Raw genomic sequence first — 21,398 nt, forward strand, 5'->3', positions numbered from 1 at the left:
CCCGGGCGGGGCCGCCCTTATTCCTCCAGCAGCTTGGCGACAACCACCATCCGCCCGTTGGTTCGGGAATACTCGCAGGTGGAAAGGGTAATGAGCTGGTCGCCGTATTCCGCAGTCACGCCCGTGTCATAGAGCGCCAGTTCCTTGCACTTGGCAATAAACTCGTCAAAATCTTCTTCCTGTTCGGCCCGGACGAAGTGGTAATACTTGAAGCCTTGCTCTGAGTAGGCCACCGTCTTAAATGCGGCGATTACCTCATACTCGCCAAAGCTGTCCAGCGTATCAAAATGAATGGTCTTGTGGTCCTGGTAGAAATCCTCACTCTCGTACTTGCACAGATCGGAGAACATACTGCCGTTGTTCATGTGATGGCCGTACAGCATCAGATTGTCGGAAATGCCGACGTCGCAGTTTTCCTGCATATAGGGCACCCCATAGCTGCTGTACGACTTATCAAAAGCGTGCTTCAGATAGAAGTTGGGGTTATCCTTGGTCTGCATGACGGGATAATCAATCCGGGTGCCGGGAATAGAAATCCAGCCCACCAAATCGCTGTTCTTGGCGTACACATCCGCATACTTTTCAAAAGCCGTGAGTTCTTCCGGCTCCTGGGCCGGGTCATCGGCCAGCTCCAGCGCGGGCAACTCCACATCTTCCTTGACCAGCCCGGCCACCTCGTCAAAGGCTTCGGCGCTTTGCTTTTGGTCCAGATATTCGCGGGCCAACATAGCCCCGGAGAAAAGGAACAGGGCGGCACAAAAGGCCGCCCCAGCGATCATCAGTCTGCTTTTCACTTTGTCACTCATATTTCACCCTCCTGTACTTATCGTGCCTGTTCCTTGCTGGCCGCTTGGCGGCGCTGCCCGGCCTGGGCCGATCTCAACCCCTGCAGTTCGGTTTTCACCGATGAGCGCCCGCCATTGATTCGCTCCACCGTGAGCGCCATGTCGCGTTCCATTTCCGAAAACACCTTGCCGCAAGACAGCACAAAGCTCCGCAGCTTGGCAAGCACACCCTTATCCGCAGATAATTCCTTGCTTTCCTGGGGTTCCTTTCCCGTAAGGGCAAGCCCGGCGTTTTTGATGTGGCCACCCGCCTGGTGCAATTCTTCCCGCATGGAGTCCAGTCTCACAGCGAGTTGCCCCATGCTTTTTTCCGAATGGGCAAAGCCCCGTCCCATCCGGGAAAGAACTGAGGGGATGTGCAGGGCCTGGGCCGCATGGCACAGGGCAGAGCGCCCTTTTTCCCGGAAGGTCTGCACCATCTGCTTTGCAGATGAAATGAGGTTTTCCTTTGCCGTGGAAACCATCACTTTGGTCTGGCGGACTTTACCCTCCACAGTGTCCGCAAGCTGGGAGCACCGTGCGCGGATTCCCTTGTCGTGGAGCTTGCCCACCTCCAGGCGCATTTCCTTCATTTCGTCCATCATCTGGGACAGCTTTTCTTCCATACCGTCGATATAGCCCACCAGGGCCTGTACTTCTTCCTTCTGCTTTTGAAGCCCGCTCTGTTCCAGAACGGAAATCAGGTCTATGATCTGCGGGTGGTCCCGCAACGTAAGAGCCGGTTCAGCCATTGTTCATTCCTCCATTCTCAAACGTATCATCGCGCCGGTTCCGCCTGCTTTCTTACAGGGGGCAGCTCCCGGCAGTATTTCGGGTAACGGATTTTCACGCCTTCCATAAAGTAGGGGGCGAACTCGCAGCAGAACAAATCCTCCGGGGAATAGGCGTTGCTGTGCTCCGGGTCGGTATAGCCGTTCCAGAGATTAAAAGCAAGGCGGCACACCCGGACGGTGCCGCTGGTCTGCCAGCCGCCGTGCATACCATCCGGCTCGATACAGTCCTGCTTGAAGTCAAACATCTGGCGGATGTTTGACCGCGTTTCCGGGGCAATCCCCATCACATAGAAAAAGGCCCGGTGGTAACAGTCGTTCCTCCGAGCCTCGCTCATCATATCCAAAAAGAAATCCCGGTGTTCCGGGGACGCAAAGCGAAGATTGCTCATACCGGCACCTCTTCGCCGCCGAATACGCCTTCACCGGGCTTGGTCGTCATCAGGGCATAGAGCTTGGTGTCACGGGGGAATCGGTTGATGAACGGCACCAGGGCGCTGCCATACCGGATGAGGCCGCAGCCAGCGTCCGCATTGGTGACATAGCTCATCTGCTCGTTGGAGATATTGAGGAGCTTCGCCAGCTTTGCCCGGTCGGACGCCGCCTGGTTCAGCATGACGATAAACTCCGAGTTAGAGAGCATGGTGCTGGCCTGGACGGAATCCAAAAGGTACTCCACGTTCTGGGTGATAGCAGTCGGGTAGGCCCCACGCTTTCTAAACTGCCTCCATGCGGAATTAAAGAAAATGCCGCTTTGCTCATTCTCAAACATCACATGGAACTCGTCGATGAACACATGGGTGCGCTTGCCCCGTTTCCAGTTGAGGGTGACGCGGTTGAGGATCGTATCGGTGATGACCAGGGAACCGGCAGGCTTTAGCTGCTCGCCCAGGCCGTGGATGTCGAACACCACATAGGGCTTGTTCAAATCCACCGTGCTTTCCCGGCCAAAGATGTCCAGGGAACCGGTGGTGTAAAGCTCCAGGGAAAGGGCGATCTCCCTGGCCTTATCCTCCGGCTGCTCCAGCAGTTTTTGACGCAGGTCGCAGAGGGTAGCCACCCTCCCGGCATTCTCCGCCTCCGGGTACACCAGGGCGGTGCAGCGGTCGATGATGGATTTATGCTGCGGCCCCACGCCGCGCTTGTCGATCTGCTCGATGAGGGACATGACAAACTGGCTCTTTTCCACGATGGGGTTTTGCTCACCGTAGCCCTCCACCATATACATGGCGTTGAGGCGGTCCTTGCCGCCTGCCACCAGATGGGCCACCGTCGCTTTCTCCCGGCCCAGGGCTTTGACGAGTGCGCCAAATTCTCCCTCCGGGTCACAGATCAGGATGTCGTCATTTGCGTAATCTGGGTGGAGCATAAGAAACGCGATCAGCTCCTTGGCGCTGAAGGACTTGCCCGCGCCGGGGACGCCCAGCAGGAAGGCCGACTGGTTCAAAAGGTTCGCCTTGTTGCACATGATGAGGTTGTGGGAAATGGCGTTCTCTCCAAAGTAAATGCCGCCCTTATCCTGGATCTCCTGGACCTTGAAGGGGATGAATACGGCCAGGGATTCCGTGGTGAGGGTACGGAAGGCGTTGATTTTCCGCACCCCGATGGGCAGGGCGGTGTTCAGGCCATCAAGCTGCTGGAACTTGAGCACCGCAAGCTGGCACATGTGCTTTCGCGCCACGGAAAGCACCGCTTCGGTATCGCTGTCAAGCTGCTCCTTGGTGTCGGCGGTGATGGCCAGGGTCATCACCGCGAACATCATCCTCTGGTCGCGGGTGGTGAGGTCATCCAAAAACTCCTTGCTTTCCTTGCGCTGCAATTCCATATCGTAGGGGACCACAGCAGAGAAGTTGTTGTTGGCGTTCTGGCGGCGCTGCCAGTTGGTGATGTTGGTTTCCACACCCAGCAGGCGGTTTTCCACCTCCCGCACGGCCTCATCCGTGGGAACCGGCACAATGTCGATGGAGAACATCAGATTTCGGTTGAAATCGGTAAGCTCCGTCACCATGTTATCCTTAATATAAGAGGCGTAGTCTTTGAGGAACAGCACCCGGCAGAACTTGCCGCCCAGCTTCAGATAGTCGCTCTTTTTTTCGATCCCGTCCGGGCAGATATAGTCCTTGAAGCTGTGGCCCCGCTTCATCATTTCACGGGCATTGAAAACAAACTCGGATTCCTCGCCTTGGCGGTAGAAGTCGTGCAGGATACGCAGGCGCTCGGTGGCGTCCAGCTCCACGCACTTGGAGCCAAGGGCCGCAAAGTGGGAAATCAGGTCGGCTCCCACACGAGAAAAATAGGCGCGGGCCTCCTCAATATCCTTCTTCACCACGGAGATGGTGATATACTTTTCCTGCATAATGCCGTTGGCTCCGGTGGCTTTATCCAGCAGCATTTGGTTATATTCCCCCCGGTACTCATCCCGGAAATCCCCCTGCATGGGCATGAGGATGGACGTTTCAAAGTTGGCCTGATTCATACGGCGGTTATTGATGGTGATTTTCGTCACCGCACCGGAATCCAGGGAATTGAGCAGCTCCGAATAGGTGAGGAACATGGATTCCTTGTCCTCGCGGCTGGCCACCAGATAGTTGATGTCGCTGAATTTATAGGTTTTGGAGAACTTGTTCCCCACAAGGAAGATGCCGTCCGGCCAGATACGGCGGACGGGGATCACATCCTGCACCTTCCGGGGGACGGTGTAACGCTCCTTTTCCTGCTTGGACATGGTTTTGATGGTCTTAATCATGCTTGGCCTCCTTCCGTTTGCTAAAGTGTTTCGGCTCCTTCCGGCGCTTCTTGCCGGGCCGCCCGGTTTGCAGCTCCTCGATGGTATCTTTCAGGGCCGCATAGTAGTAGTTGCTGTCCTCGAACTTAAACTCCTTCGGCTCCAGCATTTCCGAGCGCAGCCACGCCCAGATAAATTGTTCCGCCGTCATACCGTGATAGGTGATGAACCCCAGCATGGCAAAGGGGGCCGCCCCCAAAATGCACATCCAGGACAGGGTTTCCACCCCAAAGTAGGGGCGCAGGATAAAGTAAAGGCCCACGGCCACGCTGCAGGCGAGGACAGAAAAGATGAACTGCCGCATACTCAGCCCGAAAAACATGGATTCGGTGTAGTTGCGGATTTCCCGGTTGATCTTGACTTCCAAAATATCACCTCACAATCACATCGCCGGTTTCCAGGTAAACAATGCTGCTCTTGGGTATATAGGCAAAGCCCAGCAGCCGGTCGCCCACGGTAAAAATCTCGTCTGGGGCTGCTTTGGAGAAGTGCCCACAATTCCCTTTTCAGCGGGCAGGTCGTAATCCTCCACCATTGGGATGGCGGTTCCATCAATCAAGTGCAGCACATAGGTTTGATAACGCATTTATTTTCCTCCTTTTTTACAGGCCCATCATCTCGCGCACCACGCGGTCGGCCATTTTCACCGCGCCCACGAGGACAAGCATATTAAAGACCAGCTCCCCGATATAGCTCCACACCTGGGTGACTGCCGCCGCATTGGGGTCAATAGCAGGCGGGGCCGCCGCGAACAGGGAAAAGATGATACAGGCCAGCACAATGATGGCCCCTTCCAGACACACGGCGGCATAGCTCTTGATAAAACTCTTGCCCACGTTTTGGGTCGGTTCCCCGGCGAAGGTGGACAGGGGCACCGGCGCGATGGCCGTGTATAAATAGAGCTTAAAAAACCGCCCGTAGACGGTCATTATCATAATGAAAGACAATATCGTGATAAACAGCCCGCCAATGAGCGTCACCGCCCAGAGGGGGATACTCTCGAAAAAGCCGCAGCTTTCCACCGCCGTGACAATCTCCTGGGGGAGAACCGTCTGCTGCGCGGTTCCAAAGCCCGCCGCGTTCATTATTGTTGAAACGAGGCCCTGGACGATATTAAAGAGGGCCATCATCAGCTCCAGCCCATAGGTCACGACACCTTTGGCAATGGCGAACCGGATAAACAGCTTTAAGGCGTGCTCCGGTTTCTTTACCTCGGCAAAGCTGCCGCAGGTACGCATGACGCCCACTACAAAGAACAGCACCAAAAGCGCAAGGCCAATGGCCCGCACCGCGTCGTGGATGTTGACAATGACGCCCCAGATGGAGCCACCCTTAAACTGTTCCGGGCTTTGGGTGATGAGCTGCCAGATCTCGGACAGGTACTTGTTCCAGGTGTCGAGGGCATTTTGCAAATTTTGAACAACCCAGTTATCGGACATTCAACAACCTCCTTTCCGGCAACGGTAAGGGGCAGGCCGCCATGGGCCTGCCCCCACACTGCCGTTATTAGAATCAGCCGGTAATCAGGGTCAAAATCTCCTTCGCAAACGTAATCACAACACCGCCGGCCAAGGTGAGAAAGCCGTTAGCCCTCTGGCTGGGGTCATGGCTTTTCAGAGAAAGGCCGATCTGCACGACGCCGAAGCCCAGCAGGATCATACCCACGGCGCGGATCAGGCCGAAGATGAAATCACTGAGGTTGTTGATAACAGTCAACGGGTCGCTGGCGGCAAAGGCCGTAGTGGTGCAGCAGCACAGCATGAGCACCAGGGCTGCATAAACAGCAAAGGCGCTCCGGCTCTTTTTTCCCATGGGCAGGCTGCGGGTTTCTTTCTTCTGCTTGCTTTCCTTATGAAACAGTTTCATTTTTGGTGTCCTCCTTAAATTGAAAGATATTCTCCATGTCCTCATCGGACAGAAGTTCGTAAAGGGTTTCCGGCTCCTGGATATTGGCAAGGTCGCCGGGGGTGAGGCGGCCAATGGTCATATCCGCCACGGCGTTTTCAGTGCCGCCGTGGGAATAGACAGGCGCGCCGCCATCGGTGGTGTACTTGATGTTGGGATGTTTCAAAAGGTCATACTTTTCATCCATCAGCGGCGCTTCGCCACGGATAAAGAGCAGGGCCAGGTTATTGTCCAGCATACGGACCTCATCGGGCGTCATCAGCTCCCGGCCCGTGATCTGGTTGTTGGTGGAGTAGCTGCCGGAATGCCCGGTGCTCTTGCCGTAGGTGTCCAGCCAGAGGGTGCTTTTCCCCAGGTAGTTCTCAGAGATCAGCTTGTGAGTGGACGTTTCATTGCCGCCCAGGTACAAAAATTCATCACAGTTGCCGATGATGGATTCCCATTGCTTTTCAAACAGCGCCTTGAGCTGGGCAATGTTCTGAATGATGATGGAAACGCTGATATTCCGGGAGCGCATGGTGGCCAGCAGCTTGTCGAAATCATCCGGCAAGCTCACGTTGGCGAACTCATCCATGAGAAAATGCACCGGTACGGGCAGGCTACCGCCGTGTACCCGGTCGGCAGAATAAAAAAGTTCCTGGAAAGTGCTGGCATACAGCAAACTTACCAAGAAATTGAAGCTGGCGTCGTTGTCCGGGATGAGGGCAAAGAGTGCCACTTTTTTCTCGCCCAGGCTGGAAAGGTCCAGTTCATCCGTGGCGGTAAGAGCCGCCACCGAAGAAAGATTGAATTTTTCCAGGCGGGACGCCAAGGTGATTTGGATGGATTTCAGCGTTTTGGCAGAGCCGGAACGGTAATCCTTGTAATACTTCACAGCGATGTGATCCGGGGAGCGCATTTCCAGCCGGTCAAACAGTTCGTCAAGCGGCGATTGGTAGGAATCATCATCCTCCCGCACCTCCCCGGCTCGGAGCATCTCCATAATCATGGGGAAATTCTTCTCATCCTCCGGCGCTTCGTACCACAGATAAAACACCAGCGCCATGAGGAGCATACTGGCCGCAGTATCCCAGAAAGGGTCGTTGGACTGGCTCCCTTTCGGAGTGGTGGCTTTGAAAAGGTTCGTCACCATCTTCTGCACATCGTTGTCGGATTTCAGATAGGCAAAGGGATTGTAGCAATGGCTTTTCTCCATGTTCAGAAGGTCCACCACCTTGATCTCATAGCCCATCTGTTCCAACAGGCCGCCGCAGTCACGAAGCAGTTCCCCCTTACAGTCCAAAATAAAAAGGGACGTATTGCATTGGCAGATGTTCACTTTGGCGTAGAACCGACTTTTTCCCGCACCACTGCCGCCCACCACCAAAGTGTTGAGGTTGCGGCGGTGCTTCCGGCCATCCAGCCCCATGCGGACGTGCTGGGTAAAAATGCGGTTTTTGAACGGATCCTTGTCCCGGTATTTCTTATTCACGGCCCGCGGATCGCCCCATTTGGCGGAACCGTGTTCTTCACCTCGTCTGTAATTGCGCCGGGAAGAAAGATAAATGCCAATGCCCAGCCCATAGGCGGCAATAAAAATGAGGACAGTTTTTACACTGTCCTCACACCACACGATTTTGAATGGATTGTTCATTGCCGCAGGCAGGGCGCTGACGATCTCCGAAAGTCCCCCGGAAATGGCAGGCGCAATCAGCAGGGCGAACCAGATCACCGGGACCAGCCCCAGGGCATAGAGCCAGGGGCCGCCCGCCTTATTATCTGGCTTCATCCCGGCGCTTCGCTTTCTTGTCTTTTTGGGCTGGGGCGTCAATGGTTTTCAGCAGAACGTCCTCCACCGGGCCGGGGTCACGCTGTTCCTCCAGCATATCGTTGCGCAGTTCGTTGAGGGCGCGAATCATGATCCCATGCTCATAGCTGTCCAGGGTGAGGACGACTTTTTCCTGTTTTTCCATGGGTCTACTCCTCCTTTACCGTTCCTGTTCCTTCTGCTTGCTGTCGCGGGTGAGGCCCATAGCCCTGGCCATACGGCCATTGAGGGATTTGAACGTATCCCGCATATCGGTGAGGGCAGCAGGAATATCCTCCCTGGGGACCTGCCCCTGAAACACGCCGTCCAGTTTGGAAATCTCATACTCTTTGGCGTCCACGCCATACCGCTTGCAGAGCATATAGCTGACAGCATAGGCTTTGTAGCCATCTGTCTCTCTGGAATAGCCGTCCATGCTTTGGGCAAGCTGCACGTTGGCAACCTCCAGAGAAACACAGCGGAAGATGTCCGGCGCGTCCATGCCCTTTTTCACCAGGATGGCGTTCTGCTCTGCAGAAAACATGGCCCCACGGCCCTGTGGCAGTTCCTCCACGGCCCGGATGGGCACCGGGGAACTGGCAATCAGGCCCTTTAAGAGCAGACGGTCATCGTAGCGCACCTGGGGCTGAACCTGATCCCGCGCCGTAGTCTGGGAAATATCATAGACTTCCTTGGCGTAAAAGTTCTGGCCCACGCTGCCATCCTCACGCCGGTATGCCTTGCCCGGCTCCAGAATGATGATGGGCAAACGCTTCTCATCCTCCAAAATCTCGATCCCCTGGGCGTGCCACTCCTTGTAGCCGCCTACACGCACCGCGTCGGGGCATTTATCCCCAATCAGAAGTGCATTGCGAGCAGAGTGGAAGGGAAAACGGCTCTGCACATCCAGATATGCCTCCATACTGCCCGTACCCTCGGAGAACTCTCCAAAAATCCGGTCCAAGGTGGCATAGGCTTCTTTTCGCTGTTTTTCCTCCCGGATCTGCCACCACTGGCGCTTGGGGCGCTCTTTCTGGCTTTCCTGCTTTTGCGGCGCGGCCTCCGCCTGGGGCTGCTGTTCAAACAGATCGTCAAAATTATTCATCACAGATTACCTCTCTTTCGATTTGGGCTTCTTTTTGGGTTTGGGCGGCTGGTGCCGGGTTGTTTTCTGAGCCGCCTTCTTCTGGGGTGCAGCCGGCTCCTCGGCCCTGGCAGCCTCCGCCTCCTTCTTCCGCTGGGCCTGGATGTCCCGCAGCTCCTGCCGGACGGAAGGCTTCTCGGCTCCATCAGAAGTACCCCTTGCGGACTTGCTGCTGCTCTCGGAGATAGGCTCGGACGGAGGGGATTTTTCCGCCGCTGGGGCAAAAGGGGCGTTCTTCTCCGCTGCCGGATTTTCCGGCTGGGCTTTTTCTTTCTGGGTGGGCTTTTCCATCAGCTCATCCAAAAGCTGGTCGTCCACACTCTTTTCCGGCATGGCCTGCTCCGGCGCGGCGGGTTCGCTGCCGCGCTGTTCGCGGGATTTCTCAATATCCTCCTTGATCGAAGCCGTATCCACAACGGTGAGCTTGAACTTCTCCACGATCCGGTTGGCTCTGGCAGCGTCATCCTCGAACACCAGAATGTCGATGGTGTCGTCGCCTTTCTTCACCGGGATGGGCGCATAAAGAATCCCGTACCCCTTGGCTTGCTTGGCAAACTCCGGGCAATCCTCCTTCTTGATGGTGTAAACCTTTAAGGGGCGCTTCTCCCGCAGCATGGCTTCAATGCGGGCTTTGCCCTTGGTCTTTTTCTGGTCTTTCAGAACCGTGTAAAGGGCGGCGGCCAGATTTTTAGCAGCAGAACCGGTGATTTTGAGGGCAAATTCAGCGCCCTCCAGGCTCATCCGTACCACTTGCTCCGCCGCGTCGCCTGAGTTATACATCAAAAATCATCTCCTTCCTGGGGGAGCCGCCCGGCCCTGCTCCGGCTCCTGGCGGGCTTTCTCATCCCTGCCGGAGACTTCCTCACGGGCGGCCTGTATCTTATCCTTGATGGAAGTGGAGCGCAGGGCAATATCCCCGCACAGCTTCACCTCCCGGCGCAGCTCCTTGATCTGCGCAGATAGTTTGGAGATCTCAGCCCGGATATACTCCTGCCTGGCAGGGTCGGCCAGCACTGCCTTGGTGCGAAGTTTCCGGTACAGGCTTTTCCGCTGTTCCGTCAGGCCGGCAAACTGAGATTTCACATCGGACCGATAGGCGTTAAGCTGCTCCAGGGTGTCAATGCGGTGGCGGGAAAGAAGGCAGGCTTCATCGGTAAGCTCCTGCGCCCGGATCAAATCCTCCCGCAGTGCATGAGGCACCCGCCTGGGCGGGCGGTTCTGCTTTTGGGGGAATACCCCCAGCAGATAGCAGTAGTGGAAGTAGAGGGCGCGGAACCCCGTCACCTTTTTGGCCTGTTTCAAATCCCCGTGTAGCCTGCACCGAAACGGCTCCGGCCTGTGTTCCCGCTGGGGGCGGCGCTGGGCTAAAATCCGCCTGCGGATGTTCTCCATCGAGTAGTCCTCGCCAAAGTTACGCATGAGCTTGCGTCCACGGGGGTAATTCGGCGGGCGGACCGTAATATCCTTGCCCACCTTGACGTCATAGCCCATCTGCCGCAGATGATAAAAAAACTGCCGTTCCGTCATAGACTGGCGGATGGCAGTATCCACATCGGCTTTGATGAGGGAGAGATAGGTGGGGCGGCCTTCCTGCTCGGCCCGCCATTCCCCGTAGTGCTTGGATTTTCCCCGCTGGGGGTTCTCAATGACAGAAAGCCCATACTCGCGGCACAGCCGGTCGGATTCCCGCTGCATATCGAAATAATCCTGCTCGGTACGATGGTACTTGATGCCGTCCACGAAGGAAACCGTGTTCACTACAAAATGATTGTGCAGATGATTTTCCCTGTCCAGATGGGTAGCCACCAGCACCTGGTATTTTTCACCCCACAGCTTTTTTGCCAGGGCAAGGCCGATCTCATGGGCCAGCTCCGGCGTGGCCTCGCCGGGGGCAAAGCTCTGATAGCCGTGGTAGGCCACAGTCCCGTCCTCCTTTCCGAAACGCTTTTTTACCGCTATCATCTCATCGCGGGCCGTAGAGGGGCTGCAATTCACCCCGGAAACAAACTGCCGCATGACCGTTTCGCCTTCGCTTTCCACCGTCTTGCCTGTTTTTTGCTGCTGGACGGCATACTCGATCACATCGGATAGGCCCTGGGCCTCCTTGCCATCCATATCCTGCTTTTCAAAGAAATCAGGATTTTCGGTCTTATCTGGATTCTCGATATAGATGAGAACCTTGCCCAGCCAGCCGTTCACCCGCCAGATAGACGTGGTAGCCACGTCACACCGCGCTCCGCTTGCCGCTTTTGCCGCAAGCGTCAAAAGGCTCACCGCTTCGCGGGTGCTCCTTCTCCCCACGAAGCAGGCTTCGCGGGGACCCCTTCGTGTCCATAGCGCGGGGAAGGATCACCGCTTTGGTGATGTCCCGGACGAGCTGGTCGAATTTTCGCATTTCCTCATCATAGCGGCGCTCATCAATGACGCCCAGCACATGGGCTTTCTGGGCGATCTGGTTGAGGTTGCCGCCAATCCGGTGAAGCTCCCGCATAAAGTCGTAGTAGGCGGGCGGCGGCGCGTCCTGGGGAACCAGGCCGTTCACCAGATGGCGCAGGTACGCCTCACGGGAAAGGCCGCTGCGCTTTACTTTTTTGTTGAAGGCTTCCGCCTCTTTTTTGTCCAGCCAAAACTGTACGTGTACGTTGCGTTTTCTCATTCTTCCGAATCCTCCTTTCTGCCTATGCGGTTGATTTGAAGCAGGCACATAATCAGCACGCCGACCACACCGCCCAGCAGAAATCCAATGGCGAAAAACAATCCTTCCATGAAAACCTCCATCCTTTCAAAAGGGGTATTAGGGGGCGTTCCCCCTAACAAGCGGCCTTTGTGGTATCACAAAGGCGATGCTTGCTGGTACAGCTACATTCCATTCCCCTGCGGGGAATCCGGGACAGGCGAAAAAAGAACTCATCGCTCGCCCCGGTCACGGAAATACCGCTTGGCATGGAACTCCACGCCGGTAAAATGGCTGGCGTCCAGAACGACTTCGCCGCGTTTCCATTGGTCCCTGGCAAACTGCTCGGCCTCCTCCCGGCTGTTTGCCGCCACCTTCATTTTCACCTCCAGCGTTTCCCGGATGGTAACATCATAATGGTTCATCACTCACGCTCCTCTCTAAAAATGGGCAGCAAAAAAGAGCGTCCATTTTCAGAACGCTCTCCAAAAAAGAGATTCGTTTTTACCGCGCCTTCTCCTGTTTCAGATGACGGGTGGGGATTGCCAGCAGCTTACGCACCCGGCTCTCCAAATGCTTCTCAATGGCCTGCAAATGTTCTTCCGGCAGGCCCAGGCTTTCGTGGCGCTTGAACCGGAACCCGATCATGCGGCGAAGCTGCTCTTTCTGCTTTGGCCCCATGACCTCTGCACACACTTCCTCATAGGAGATGTTGTAGGGGTTAGAACGGGTTTTTGCATACTCGTCCAGATTCGCATAATCTTCCTTACCGGCATAGCAGAACAGGGACAGCCCATTGTCAAAAATGGGGGCGGGCGCAATAATGTTGCCGCTGTGGTTATCCCGCAGGACGCCAAAGTTTCCAAAGTGGCGGTCCTCATTGTAAATCAGAGCGTCAAACACCAGCATACTGCGGATTTGCTCGGAAAACTCCGGCCCCAGCTTGTCGTAGTAGGCAAGGCAGGCGGCAATGCCCCCGGTTCGGACAATGCGCCCGATGGGGATATAGGCTGTGTCGATGTTGGTAAACAGGGCGCACTTAGAGGCGGTAATGCCTTTCCAATTCTCCAGGTCATAATGCACGGCGTTCAGACGCATGGTTTCCGCAATCTGCGAAGCATAATACTCGCAGTACGGCTCCCGGCCCGCATTGGACGCGCCGGTCGTGCCGCCCTTGTAGAGATAAATCCCATCGTGCTCCACATATCGCCACGCCTTGGGCAGCATACCGCCTGTGGTCAGCTCCGGGGATGTGGTAAACGCCTGCCTGCTCCCGCCTGCGCCGGTATAGGCCACCAGCGCCAGTATCTCGGAAAAGCGATTTTCGTAAAGATTGTATTGGGAGAATCCCCCCTCAAATCCTTCCGGCACCACCCAATAGCTGTCGTTGAGCGACAGCCCCTTGCACACGTCGATGATTCCCTTGGTGTCGTTGTGGCTGAGGCCAAGGGTTTTCAAAATCTCGTCCACAAAGGCGCGGTTTTTGGGGATAACCCGCCGCTCCAGCCAATGAATGACGCCCTCGCCGGTGCGCTCCATATCCAAAGGCAGCAAATGGGCCTGCTCCTCGTTGGTGTATAAGATTTCAGCCACAAGGCCGGACAAGCCCTGCTTTTCCATGGAAAAGCGCATTAGCTCCGTATCATAAATGCGGAGACTGTAAACATTACTCATAGGCTCCTCCTTGTCGTTCAGTTCCAGTGAAACATCCTTTCCCAGCGCCGAGGCGATTTTTAAGATCATATCAAGCGTGGGGTTCTGTGTCCCACTTTCCAGGCGGTTAATGCCGGAACGCTGGATTCCCAGCCGCCTTGCCAGTTCTGCCTGGGAAATGCCCTGCTCCAGACGGGCCTCCACAAGCTGGGATATGATTTTCTGCCGTTTGCGCAGTTCATCCATACTCTCACCTCACTGCTTTAATGTTAACATATATGATAACAATTTGCAAGAGGGAGAATCTGTCGAAGCTGCAAAACTGGCAACTCACCGCTCCGGCTCTTTGCTGTGGCTGCCCCGAATGGGAATCCCCAGCCGGTGGCACAGAAAATCATTCACATCCTTTCCACGGGGCGGCGGTTTGTTCTCCACACGGTAGCCCTCCGGCATGACAGCCATGATTGCCTTGGCCGCCAGCCGGCCAGCCGTGTCATTGTCCAAATGGAGATAGACGGTTTTCACATGGGGGTGGTCATCCAAAAATCGGGTGAGGGCCACCGGCAGCTTGCTTTCCTCCATCTTTTTCTTCGGCTGGTACACCCCGGCCAGGGACAGCAGATTGTGCCGCCGCCAGTCAATCCCGTCCAGCTTGCAGAGAGTGGCATAGGACATCACATCAATGGCGCACTCGCACAGATGGACTGCCGGATTTTCCACGCAAGCGGGCAGGGCGAAGGAAAAGTGCTTATCACTGCCGCTTAAATCCCCGTGGAACCGGGCTTCACTGATTCCCCGCAGGCAGCCGAACCGCGCCTTGCCATCCTTGTCGAAGCCCACAAAAACCACGTTGCTGTGGCCCTTGTTCCGGCTCTCATAAATCCGCCCGGTCTGAACGCAGTAGTCCAAAATCTCCTGGTCAATGCCCCGGCCTTTGAGATAGGCCATCATCGCCCGATTATCCGGGGCGGCCTGGGGCAGAAGCAGGTGCTTGGGCTTTTCCTCCTTCGGCGCTGGCACAAAGGAAGGCGGCGGGATGGCAGCCCTTCCGGAGATAGTTTCCATGGCCTCCAAAAAGGAATAGCCGTTGACCTTGATGAGATAGTCCAGCGCACTGTAACCGCCAATCCCGCGGGAAAACCAGCACCATTTGCCGTTGGAAATCCGCAGGCTGTCATGGGTCTTGGTACAGTAGACGTTGCCGGACACATGGACCAGCTCCTGGGGTTCGCAGGTTTGCAGGTAGGTGAGCAGGTCCACCTGCCTTGCCCGTTCGATGGCTTCTGAATCGTAAAAAGGCATAAAAAAATACAGCCCCCTTCACATAGCCATAGATTAGCCGCCCCATGTGGGGTAGCTGACTATGTAAAAGGGGCTGTACTCTTTTCAGATATGGAAAAAGCCGACTGGATTGCTCCAATCGACTTTCTGCATATACTTTTGCGATTTATATGCAGATATGAATGGGGAATGTGCAGTTTTGGGCGGCAGCTTTAAGCCATATCCAAAAACTCCAAGAATTTCAATAGTTTTTACTCCTAATCCGTAAAAACTTGTTTTGTTCAAGACCTTTTTGGGGGTGCGAATGAATTTGGATATGTAAAAGCGGCATGGATTTTTCCATGCCGCCCAAAAAACTATTCAGTTTTGAAAGCGCCGATTTTCTTCAGATAGGCAAATCCGTCTGCATGGCCCCGGAAGTAGATGTGTTCCCGTTCCATATTATCGGCCCGCATATACAGCCGGATAAATTCTTTCAAGGCTTCATGCTCCTCAGCGGTAAAAGAAAGTTCTCCCTTGCCCTCCAGCAGAGCGCCAATCACAAGATTTTGGCGTTTCAGTTCCTCCATCTGGGCCTTCAACTCGGTATATTCCGGGCTGGCAGCCGCCAAATCCATCACGATGTCGCTGTCGATTTCAGAAAACTGCTCGGAAATGCGCTCCGGGAGCAGGCAGTAGCTATCGTCCATCTATCATCGTCCATCTATCATCACCCCTTATCACGATTTTTATTATACTATACCTGCCCCGCAGCGCAATGGCAAATGTGCAATCACCTTTCTTTCTGCGCTTTGGCTTTCTGTTTGGCTTCGGCGGCCCTGGCCTGTTCCTGGACAGTATCCCATACCGTATCCATATAAGAGGTTTCCTGGTTCTCCCACCTCTCAAAAATCTGCTTCAAGGGCTTGTCAGATTTCAGCAGCGCCCTGGCCTGACTATCCTCCAGATCGTGGTATTCAAGAGACATCAGGATGTCCTCCCGCACCGTGTACTCATAGGCATGGTTCAAAATCTCAGCCGGCGGTTGGGAGAGCAGCCAATCCCGGAACTGCTCCTGTTCCGCAAACATTTTCTCATAGAGCCTGGTATTTAATTCTTCGTTGGTCATCGTATCCTCCTTTACCGTGCCAGCTCCGCAACCCTCCGGGCAGGCACATCCTCGCCCTCGTCTGGGGTATCGTCCATCAATGTTTTGTCCTTCTCATCCATGTTGAGCAGAATATTCAGCTCTTTCAAACGGGCTGTTTTCTCCGCCAGCTCCTCCTCGCGGGCAAAAGGTGTAGCCAATTCCGTGCGGGCGTTTTCAAGCTGGGCCTTGGTTTCCTCCAGGCTGTTCTGCTCGGCCTGCAGGCTGCCTGCAAGGTTTTCCAGAGCGTTGTCCAGGCGGGTGATATTGCCGAACACATCCGCCCCCAGCGTCACCGTATGGGAAAGAGTGCCTTTGAGCGTGATCCGATACTCGTTGCTCCTGCCATCATAAGCCAGCACCATGGAAAAGCCCCGGTACTGCCCCAAAAGAACAGCGTCGGAACCTGTCATACGGGTGCAAACATCAATGATAGCCTTGCCGGCGCCCTCTTTTTCGGTGTAGTGCCTGCCATCCACCTCCATGCCGCAGAAGCCCTCCTGGGCCTTGGGGTGGGCCGCCGCCAGCGCCACATCCTGCTCATAGCCCGCGATCCGTTCCGTGAGCCGGGTGATTTCCTCCGGGTATTTCCGATACACCAGTTCCTCCAGAGCGTACACCTGGTTCAAGTGGCTGGCTTTCAGCATATTGAGCCGCGCCACCTCCATATCCAGGTTGCACTTCTCGATAATAAGTGGGTTGCCGGTGGCCAATGCCTTGATTTCCGAATAGCTGAGGGCAGTTTCATCTACATCATCCGCCACACGGACGGGGGCCTTGCTGGTCATGATCTGGGCGATGAACTTCTGCTTGTTCTCCACAAGCTGGTAGAGGTAAGCGTCAAAAGTGCCTTCCGTTACATACCGATAGATTTCCACCTCCTCATTTTCATTGCCCTGGCGGACGATACGCCCCAGCCGCTGCTGAAGGTCGGAAGGCCGCCAGGGGCAGTCCAGGTCATGCAGGGCAATGAGCTTATCCTGGACGTTAGTGCCTGCGCCCATTTTGGCCGTGGAACCCAGCAGCACCCGCACCTGCCCGGCGCGCACCTTGGAAAACAGCTCCTTCTTTTTGGCTTCGCTGTCTGCCGTGTGGATAAAGGCGATTTCTTCTTCCGGGATACCGGCGTCCATCAGTTTCTTTTTTAGGTCGTCATAAACACTGAAAGAGCCATCGGTAGTAGGTGTGGACAGGTCGCAGAATACAAGCTGGGCAGAGCGTTTTTCTTTAGTCTGTTCCCAGATGCGGAACACATTCCGGGCGCAGACAGCCACCTTGCCATTGGGGTCGTCGGCAGCGAGAGGGTTGATGAGCCGCATATCCAGCGCCAATTTCCGCCCGTCATTGGTAATGCGGAGCATATTGTCCACATGGGGGTCAACCCCACCGGCACGGATTTTCTCTGCCCGTTCCGCCAGCCCCCTTATCATCTCTTTCTGAAGCTCCGAGGGCTGGATCACTTCCGTGTGGAAGTTTGCCTTGGGAACAGGCAGACAAAGCATATCCGCTGTTTGGATGTCGGCAACCTCCTTGAAAGCAGCCATCAGCTCCGGCAGGTTATAAAACTTGGCAAACCGGGTTTTGGCTCGGTAGCCGGTGCCCTCCGGCGATAACTCGATGGCTGTAACCGTTTCTCCGAAGCTCCCCGCCCAGTCATCGAAATGGACAAGGCCCATCTCCTGCAGGAGCCTGTACTGCAAATACCTCTGGATGGTGTAAAGCTCTACCATGGAGTTGGAGATAGGGGTGCCGGTGGCAAAAATCACGCCGCGCCCGCCGGTCAACTCGTCCAGATACTGCGTTTTCATGAACAGGTCGCTGGATTTCTGGGCTTCGGTCTGGGCAATGCCGCCCACGTTTCGCATTTTTGTCGCCAAAAACAAGTTCTTAAAATAATGGCTCTCATCAATAAAGAGCCTGTCCACGCCGAGCTGCTCAAAGGTGACGGTGTCATCCTTGCGGCTCTGGTCGTTGAGCTTGGCCAGCCTTGTCTCCAGCGATTTCCGGGTACGCTCCATCTGCTTGACCGTGTAGCGTTCCGCCTTCTGTGCCTTGGCCTGCTCGATTCCTTCCAGGATTTCTTCAATCTGGCGCTCCAAAATGGCCTGCTGGCGCTCCAGGCTCATGGGGATTTTTTCAAACTGGCTGTGGCCGATGATGATGGCGTCGTAGTCCCCGGTGGCAATGCGGCTGCAAAACTTCTTGCGGTTCTGGGTTTCAAAATCTTTCTTCGTGGCAACTAAAATGTTGGCGCTGGGATAGAGCTGGAGCCATTCCGCCGCCCACTGCTCGGTGATGTGGTTTGGCACCACGATCAGCGACTTGGTGCAAAGGCCCAAACGCTTCATCTCCATGGCAGCGGCCACCATCTCGTAGGTCTTGCCCGCCCCCACCTCGTGGGCCAGCAGGGTATTCCCGCCGTAAAGGATATGGGCAATCGCGTTGATCTGATGAGGCCGTAGGGAAATTTCCGGGTTCATGCCCTCAAACCGGATGTGCCGCCCATCATACTCACGGGGGCGGACGCCGTTGAAGGTTTCGTTGTAAACACGGCACAGCAGTTCCCGGCGGTCGATGTCTTTCCAGATCCACTCGGCAAACTTCTGCTTGATGAGTTCCTGCCGGTCCTGGGCAATCGCGGTTTCTTTTTTGTTGAGGACAGGCTTTTTCTTGCCGTTCTCGTCCTCAATATAGTCAAATACCCGCACATCCCTTTGATTTAGGGTCTGCTCCAAGATGTGGTAGGCGCTCATCCGCTTGGTGCCGTAGGTGGTAATGGCTTTCACATTGCTGCGGTCGGCGTTTTTCTCCCGGATGCTCCATTGGCCGGTGGCTTCGGAGCGCAGGATTTTAATACGATCCCGCACATAGTAATTGGGGGTGAGCAGCTCCACCATGAATTGCTGGTACACCTCGATGGGCACCCAGTTCGCGCCAATGCGCACGCCAATTTCTCCAGCGCCCAAATCCTGGGGCTGAACGGCTTCCAGGGCCTCCACATTTCTGCGGGCGGTTTCCTTCTGATTGTCAGGGGCCACTTCCAGGAATGCTTTTGCCATCCGCAGCTTTTGGCGCACTTTCCCGGAAAGGTACTCATCCGCCGTGACAAGAGGATAGCGGCTCAAATCCGCCAAAGAAGGCAGGATGTCCTCCGGGTTCTCCGCACAGCGAATATCCCGGTAGATCACCCCGGCAAGCTCTTTTTCCAGTTCCTCCGGGGATTTACCCGACAGCTCTGCCATATAGTCCATATCCACACGGGCTTTTTCCGAAATGGACACCGCCAACGCTTCACTGGCTGTATCCACACTGGTGACAGCCACATGGGGCCGGATGGTGCGCCGGGTGAACATATCGGCTTTTCTTTTTAGGTTGCCCTGCTCATCCAGCACCTCCAGAGAGCACAAGAGGCAGTAGCTGGAGTCCTCCGAAAAGGCCAGCTTGTTGCCGCGACTGTTCAGCAGCCCATACTTGGCGGTGAAGCTGTCGTAAAGGGCGTTGAGCTTTTGCTGCTCGGCTGCAATATCCTCATCCGGGTAGCCTTCGGTCTGGTACTCAATAAGCCTGCGGGTACATTCCCGCAGCTCGATCATGCCACGGATACGGTTTTCCGCCGTGACGGAGACTTCCACCGGGTGCATGAGACTGTTTTCTCGGTAGTATACTTGCCCATCTGCAATCGTGTAGCTGAAATTCTTCACTGTGGGGTCGGCAGGGATGGAGCGATCTTCCTCCTCGTCCAGCTCCTCCAGCTCATAGGGCTTGATTTCCGCCTGCAAAAACTGGATGGCATTGGCAAGCTGCTCGGATAAATCTTCCCCCTCGCGGGCTTTGCAGGCGCTGTCCGGCCCGAACCGTGTGGATTCCATCACCATGTCGCCCAAAATCATCTCCGGGTGCTGCACGAAATAGCGGTTCATGCGGATTCCGTTTTCATCGGTGTCCAAATGCACCCAATCCTGGTCTAAATCGGTGATGTGGTCGCGCTTTTGCAGGAAAATGATGTCGCTGGTCACTTCCGTTCCGGCGTTCCGCTTGAAGGTGTTATCCGGCAGGCGGATGGCCCCAATGAGATCGGCGCGCTGTGCCAGGTACTTTCGGACGCTGGAGTTTTCCTTGTCCAGAGTGCCTTTGCTGGTAATGAACGCCACAATACCGCCGAGCCGCACCTTGTCCAGCGTCTTGCCGAAGAAATAGTCGTGGATCAGCCAGTGGTGCTTGTCGTACCGTTTATCCAGCACTTTGAAATCCCCAAAGGGGACGTTGCCCACGGCTACATCAAAAAAGCTGTCGGGCATTTGCACAGTTTCAAAGCCGTTTACGGAAATGTTGGCATTCTGGTAAAGCTGGCCCGCAATCCGCCCGGAAATGGAATCCAGCTCTACGCCATAGGCTTTGCTGCCCGCCAAATCTGTGGGGAGCAAGCCAAGGAAATTACCGGTGCCGCAGGATGGCTCCAAAATGTTCCCTTGGGTAAAGCCCATCTGAGCGAGGGCCTTATAGATTCCCCGGATGACCACAGGCGGCGTGTAAAAGGCGGTGAGGGAGCTGGCCCTGGCCGCTGCGTATTCCTCCGAATCCAGCAGAGATTTCAGTTCCTCATAATGGGGGCTGGTTTGTTCAAAGCAGTTTGCAAGGCCGCCCCAGCCCACATAGCGGGACAGGATTTCCTGTTCTTCGGGCGTGGCCAGCCGTTCCTCAGCTTCGATCTGCTTCAAGGTGCGGATGGCGGCAGCATTGGCCGCGTATTTCTCGCTGGGGGTGCCGTGGCCCAGGGCGTCATCGGTGATGTGGAAATCATGGCGCTGATCCCTGGGGACCTCCGGGTGCAGGGTTGTGAAAGTAATGCGCTCACGGCGGGGGTGCTTCGGCGGCAGTGGGAGTGCTTCTTCTTTTTTAGGCTGTAAATCGGCCTGCTCTGGGCTGGCTGACGGTTCCTCTGCGGCAGGGGCTTGTTTTGCCTGCTCAATGGCTCGTTCATCAGGGAAGTTCCCGTAAACCCGCAGCCATCTGTTCTCCTGAAGGTCATAGATACCCGCGCCATCATAGGCAAAGCCATCCTCGCCCTCCATAGTGCCGGCCACATATTTCTGCGCAGCTTGTTCGGCCTCCGCCAGCGTTTGGTAATCCAGCCGTTCATCAAAGCCATTTTCAAAGTGGTGGTACACCACCACTTCGTAAGGCGGCTCCATGCGCTGGGCATAGCGGTCGATGTCCTCCATGGTGAGCCATTCCGGTTTTTCCGGCAGGGCGTCATAGAGTTCCCGCATTTTGGCGATTTGCTCTCGCACGTTCCCAGCCCACAGGTGCTTTTCTGCCCGCCCGCCAGCGCCCAAGAAATAGTCGCAGTCGGCTTTCAGGCGGCTTAAAAGCATATAATCATTTTGTGGTGGTGTACTTTGCTGCAACAAGGGAAGGATGTCTTGGTA

At 55.5% G+C, this 21,398-nt stretch carries 21 protein-coding genes; all 21 read right to left on the reverse strand.

Annotated features, from left to right (window positions below):
• Window positions 1-17: 17 nt before the first annotated feature.
• The 21 genes from srtB to OCV61_RS18910 all read right to left on the reverse strand — a co-directional run bounded on the left by srtB (window position 18) and on the right by OCV61_RS18910 (window position 21,380).
• Complete coding sequence (gene srtB / locus OCV61_RS04720; RefSeq protein ID WP_015535510.1) at window positions 18-806, reverse strand: class B sortase; 789 nt, start codon at window positions 804-806, stop codon at window positions 18-20.
• A gap of 17 nt (window positions 807-823) precedes the next feature.
• Window positions 824-1,576 carry a DUF6674 family protein gene (locus OCV61_RS04725; protein ID WP_105205004.1) on the reverse strand — a complete coding sequence of 251 codons (753 nt, stop codon included), beginning with the start codon at window positions 1,574-1,576 and terminating at the stop codon, window positions 824-826.
• Window positions 1,577-1,602: 26 nt separating this feature from the next.
• Complete coding sequence (locus tag OCV61_RS04730) at window positions 1,603-2,007, reverse strand: DUF6075 family protein (protein ID WP_081459202.1); 405 nt, start codon at window positions 2,005-2,007, stop codon at window positions 1,603-1,605.
• Window positions 2,004-4,361: a VirB4-like conjugal transfer ATPase, CD1110 family gene (locus OCV61_RS04735; RefSeq protein ID WP_081459203.1), complete on the reverse strand. Its 2,358-nt coding sequence runs from the start codon at window positions 4,359-4,361 to the stop codon at window positions 2,004-2,006. The genes OCV61_RS04730 and OCV61_RS04735 overlap by 4 nt, the downstream gene beginning before the upstream one ends.
• Entirely contained in the window at window positions 4,354-4,767 is a 414-nt protein-coding gene (locus tag OCV61_RS04740; RefSeq protein WP_055271109.1) for a PrgI family protein, read from the reverse strand. Before OCV61_RS04740 ends, OCV61_RS04735 begins: the two co-directional genes overlap by 8 nt.
• Window positions 4,768-4,782: 15 nt before the next feature.
• A complete protein-coding gene (locus OCV61_RS04745; protein WP_055271107.1) occupies window positions 4,783-4,986 on the reverse strand; it encodes a hypothetical protein in 204 nt (67 codons plus the stop codon).
• Window positions 4,987-5,002: 16 nt separating this feature from the next.
• Window positions 5,003-5,839, reverse strand: coding sequence for a VirB6/TrbL-like conjugal transfer protein, CD1112 family (locus OCV61_RS04750; protein ID WP_015535513.1), 837 nt, complete (start codon window positions 5,837-5,839; stop codon window positions 5,003-5,005).
• Window positions 5,840-5,912: 73 nt separating this feature from the next.
• Window positions 5,913-6,266, reverse strand: coding sequence for a hypothetical protein (locus OCV61_RS04755; RefSeq protein WP_015535514.1), 354 nt, complete (start codon window positions 6,264-6,266; stop codon window positions 5,913-5,915).
• Window positions 6,250-8,073 (reverse strand): VirD4-like conjugal transfer protein, CD1115 family, encoded by a 1,824-nt coding sequence (locus OCV61_RS04760; RefSeq protein WP_015535515.1) that lies wholly within the window; start codon window positions 8,071-8,073, stop codon window positions 6,250-6,252. The genes OCV61_RS04755 and OCV61_RS04760 overlap by 17 nt, the downstream gene beginning before the upstream one ends.
• Entirely contained in the window at window positions 8,060-8,257 is a 198-nt protein-coding gene (locus OCV61_RS04765; protein WP_015535516.1) for a hypothetical protein, read from the reverse strand. Before OCV61_RS04765 ends, OCV61_RS04760 begins: the two co-directional genes overlap by 14 nt.
• 15 nt (window positions 8,258-8,272) lie before the next feature.
• Window positions 8,273-9,196, reverse strand: coding sequence for a hypothetical protein (locus OCV61_RS04770; RefSeq protein ID WP_015535517.1), 924 nt, complete (start codon window positions 9,194-9,196; stop codon window positions 8,273-8,275).
• A gap of 6 nt (window positions 9,197-9,202) precedes the next feature.
• Window positions 9,203-10,015 carry a PcfB family protein gene (locus tag OCV61_RS04775; protein ID WP_015535518.1) on the reverse strand — a complete coding sequence of 271 codons (813 nt, stop codon included), beginning with the start codon at window positions 10,013-10,015 and terminating at the stop codon, window positions 9,203-9,205.
• Between the two features lie 6 nt (window positions 10,016-10,021).
• The gene (locus OCV61_RS04780; protein WP_044932516.1) at window positions 10,022-11,458 is read right to left on the reverse strand and encodes a relaxase/mobilization nuclease domain-containing protein; all 1,437 of its coding nucleotides are present in this window, start codon (window positions 11,456-11,458) and stop codon (window positions 10,022-10,024) included.
• Between the two features lies 1 nt (window position 11,459).
• A complete protein-coding gene (locus OCV61_RS04785; RefSeq protein ID WP_015535519.1) occupies window positions 11,460-11,891 on the reverse strand; it encodes a plasmid mobilization protein in 432 nt (143 codons plus the stop codon).
• On the reverse strand, window positions 11,888-12,001 hold the full coding sequence (locus OCV61_RS04790) for a DUF3789 domain-containing protein (RefSeq protein ID WP_015535520.1): 114 nt from the start codon (window positions 11,999-12,001) through the stop codon (window positions 11,888-11,890). Before OCV61_RS04790 ends, OCV61_RS04785 begins: the two co-directional genes overlap by 4 nt.
• A 141-nt stretch (window positions 12,002-12,142) precedes the next feature.
• A complete protein-coding gene (locus OCV61_RS04795; RefSeq protein ID WP_015535521.1) occupies window positions 12,143-12,334 on the reverse strand; it encodes a DpnD/PcfM family protein in 192 nt (63 codons plus the stop codon).
• A 79-nt stretch (window positions 12,335-12,413) separates the two neighbouring features.
• Entirely contained in the window at window positions 12,414-13,808 is a 1,395-nt protein-coding gene (locus tag OCV61_RS04800; RefSeq protein ID WP_015535522.1) for a helix-turn-helix domain-containing protein, read from the reverse strand.
• An 84-nt stretch (window positions 13,809-13,892) separates the two neighbouring features.
• On the reverse strand, window positions 13,893-14,864 hold the full coding sequence (locus tag OCV61_RS04805) for a DUF3991 and TOPRIM domain-containing protein (RefSeq protein WP_015535523.1): 972 nt from the start codon (window positions 14,862-14,864) through the stop codon (window positions 13,893-13,895).
• Window positions 14,865-15,199: 335 nt separating this feature from the next.
• A complete protein-coding gene (locus OCV61_RS04810; RefSeq protein WP_015535524.1) occupies window positions 15,200-15,532 on the reverse strand; it encodes a DUF6664 family protein in 333 nt (110 codons plus the stop codon).
• An 83-nt stretch (window positions 15,533-15,615) separates the two neighbouring features.
• A complete protein-coding gene (locus tag OCV61_RS04815) occupies window positions 15,616-15,951 on the reverse strand; it encodes a DUF3848 domain-containing protein (RefSeq protein ID WP_015535525.1) in 336 nt (111 codons plus the stop codon).
• 11 nt (window positions 15,952-15,962) lie between these two features.
• Entirely contained in the window at window positions 15,963-21,380 is a 5,418-nt protein-coding gene (locus tag OCV61_RS18910; protein WP_416795187.1) for an LPD11 domain-containing protein, read from the reverse strand.
• Window positions 21,381-21,398: the final 18 nt, after the last annotated feature.

Source organism: Blautia ammoniilytica, assembly GCF_025566965.1.
Lineage (GTDB): Bacteria > Bacillota > Clostridia > Lachnospirales > Lachnospiraceae > Blautia_A > Blautia_A ammoniilytica.

Bases quoted from the DNA above. Each gene is read 5' to 3' on its own strand.
- srtB (WP_015535510.1), bottom strand. From the start codon at position 806: ATGAGTGACAAAGTGAAAAGCAGACTGATGATCGCTGGGGCGGCCTTT.
- OCV61_RS04725 (WP_105205004.1), bottom strand. From the start codon at position 1,576: ATGGCTGAACCGGCTCTTACGTTGCGGGACCACCCGCAGATCATAGAC.
- OCV61_RS04730 (WP_081459202.1), bottom strand. From the start codon at position 2,007: ATGAGCAATCTTCGCTTTGCGTCCCCGGAACACCGGGATTTCTTTTTG.
- OCV61_RS04735 (WP_081459203.1), bottom strand. From the start codon at position 4,361: ATGATTAAGACCATCAAAACCATGTCCAAGCAGGAAAAGGAGCGTTAC.
- OCV61_RS04745 (WP_055271107.1), bottom strand. From the start codon at position 4,986: ATGCGTTATCAAACCTATGTGCTGCACTTGATTGATGGAACCGCCATC.
- OCV61_RS04750 (WP_015535513.1), bottom strand. From the start codon at position 5,839: ATGTCCGATAACTGGGTTGTTCAAAATTTGCAAAATGCCCTCGACACC.
- OCV61_RS04755 (WP_015535514.1), bottom strand. From the start codon at position 6,266: ATGAAACTGTTTCATAAGGAAAGCAAGCAGAAGAAAGAAACCCGCAGC.
- OCV61_RS04760 (WP_015535515.1), bottom strand. From the start codon at position 8,073: ATGAAGCCAGATAATAAGGCGGGCGGCCCCTGGCTCTATGCCCTGGGG.
- OCV61_RS04765 (WP_015535516.1), bottom strand. From the start codon at position 8,257: ATGGAAAAACAGGAAAAAGTCGTCCTCACCCTGGACAGCTATGAGCAT.
- OCV61_RS04770 (WP_015535517.1), bottom strand. From the start codon at position 9,196: ATGAATAATTTTGACGATCTGTTTGAACAGCAGCCCCAGGCGGAGGCC.
- OCV61_RS04775 (WP_015535518.1), bottom strand. From the start codon at position 10,015: ATGTATAACTCAGGCGACGCGGCGGAGCAAGTGGTACGGATGAGCCTG.
- OCV61_RS04785 (WP_015535519.1), bottom strand. From the start codon at position 11,891: ATGAGAAAACGCAACGTACACGTACAGTTTTGGCTGGACAAAAAAGAG.
- OCV61_RS04790 (WP_015535520.1), bottom strand. From the start codon at position 12,001: ATGGAAGGATTGTTTTTCGCCATTGGATTTCTGCTGGGCGGTGTGGTC.
- OCV61_RS04795 (WP_015535521.1), bottom strand. From the start codon at position 12,334: ATGAACCATTATGATGTTACCATCCGGGAAACGCTGGAGGTGAAAATG.
- OCV61_RS04800 (WP_015535522.1), bottom strand. From the start codon at position 13,808: ATGGATGAACTGCGCAAACGGCAGAAAATCATATCCCAGCTTGTGGAG.
- OCV61_RS04805 (WP_015535523.1), bottom strand. From the start codon at position 14,864: ATGCCTTTTTACGATTCAGAAGCCATCGAACGGGCAAGGCAGGTGGAC.
- OCV61_RS04810 (WP_015535524.1), bottom strand. From the start codon at position 15,532: ATGGACGATAGCTACTGCCTGCTCCCGGAGCGCATTTCCGAGCAGTTT.
- OCV61_RS04815 (WP_015535525.1), bottom strand. From the start codon at position 15,951: ATGACCAACGAAGAATTAAATACCAGGCTCTATGAGAAAATGTTTGCG.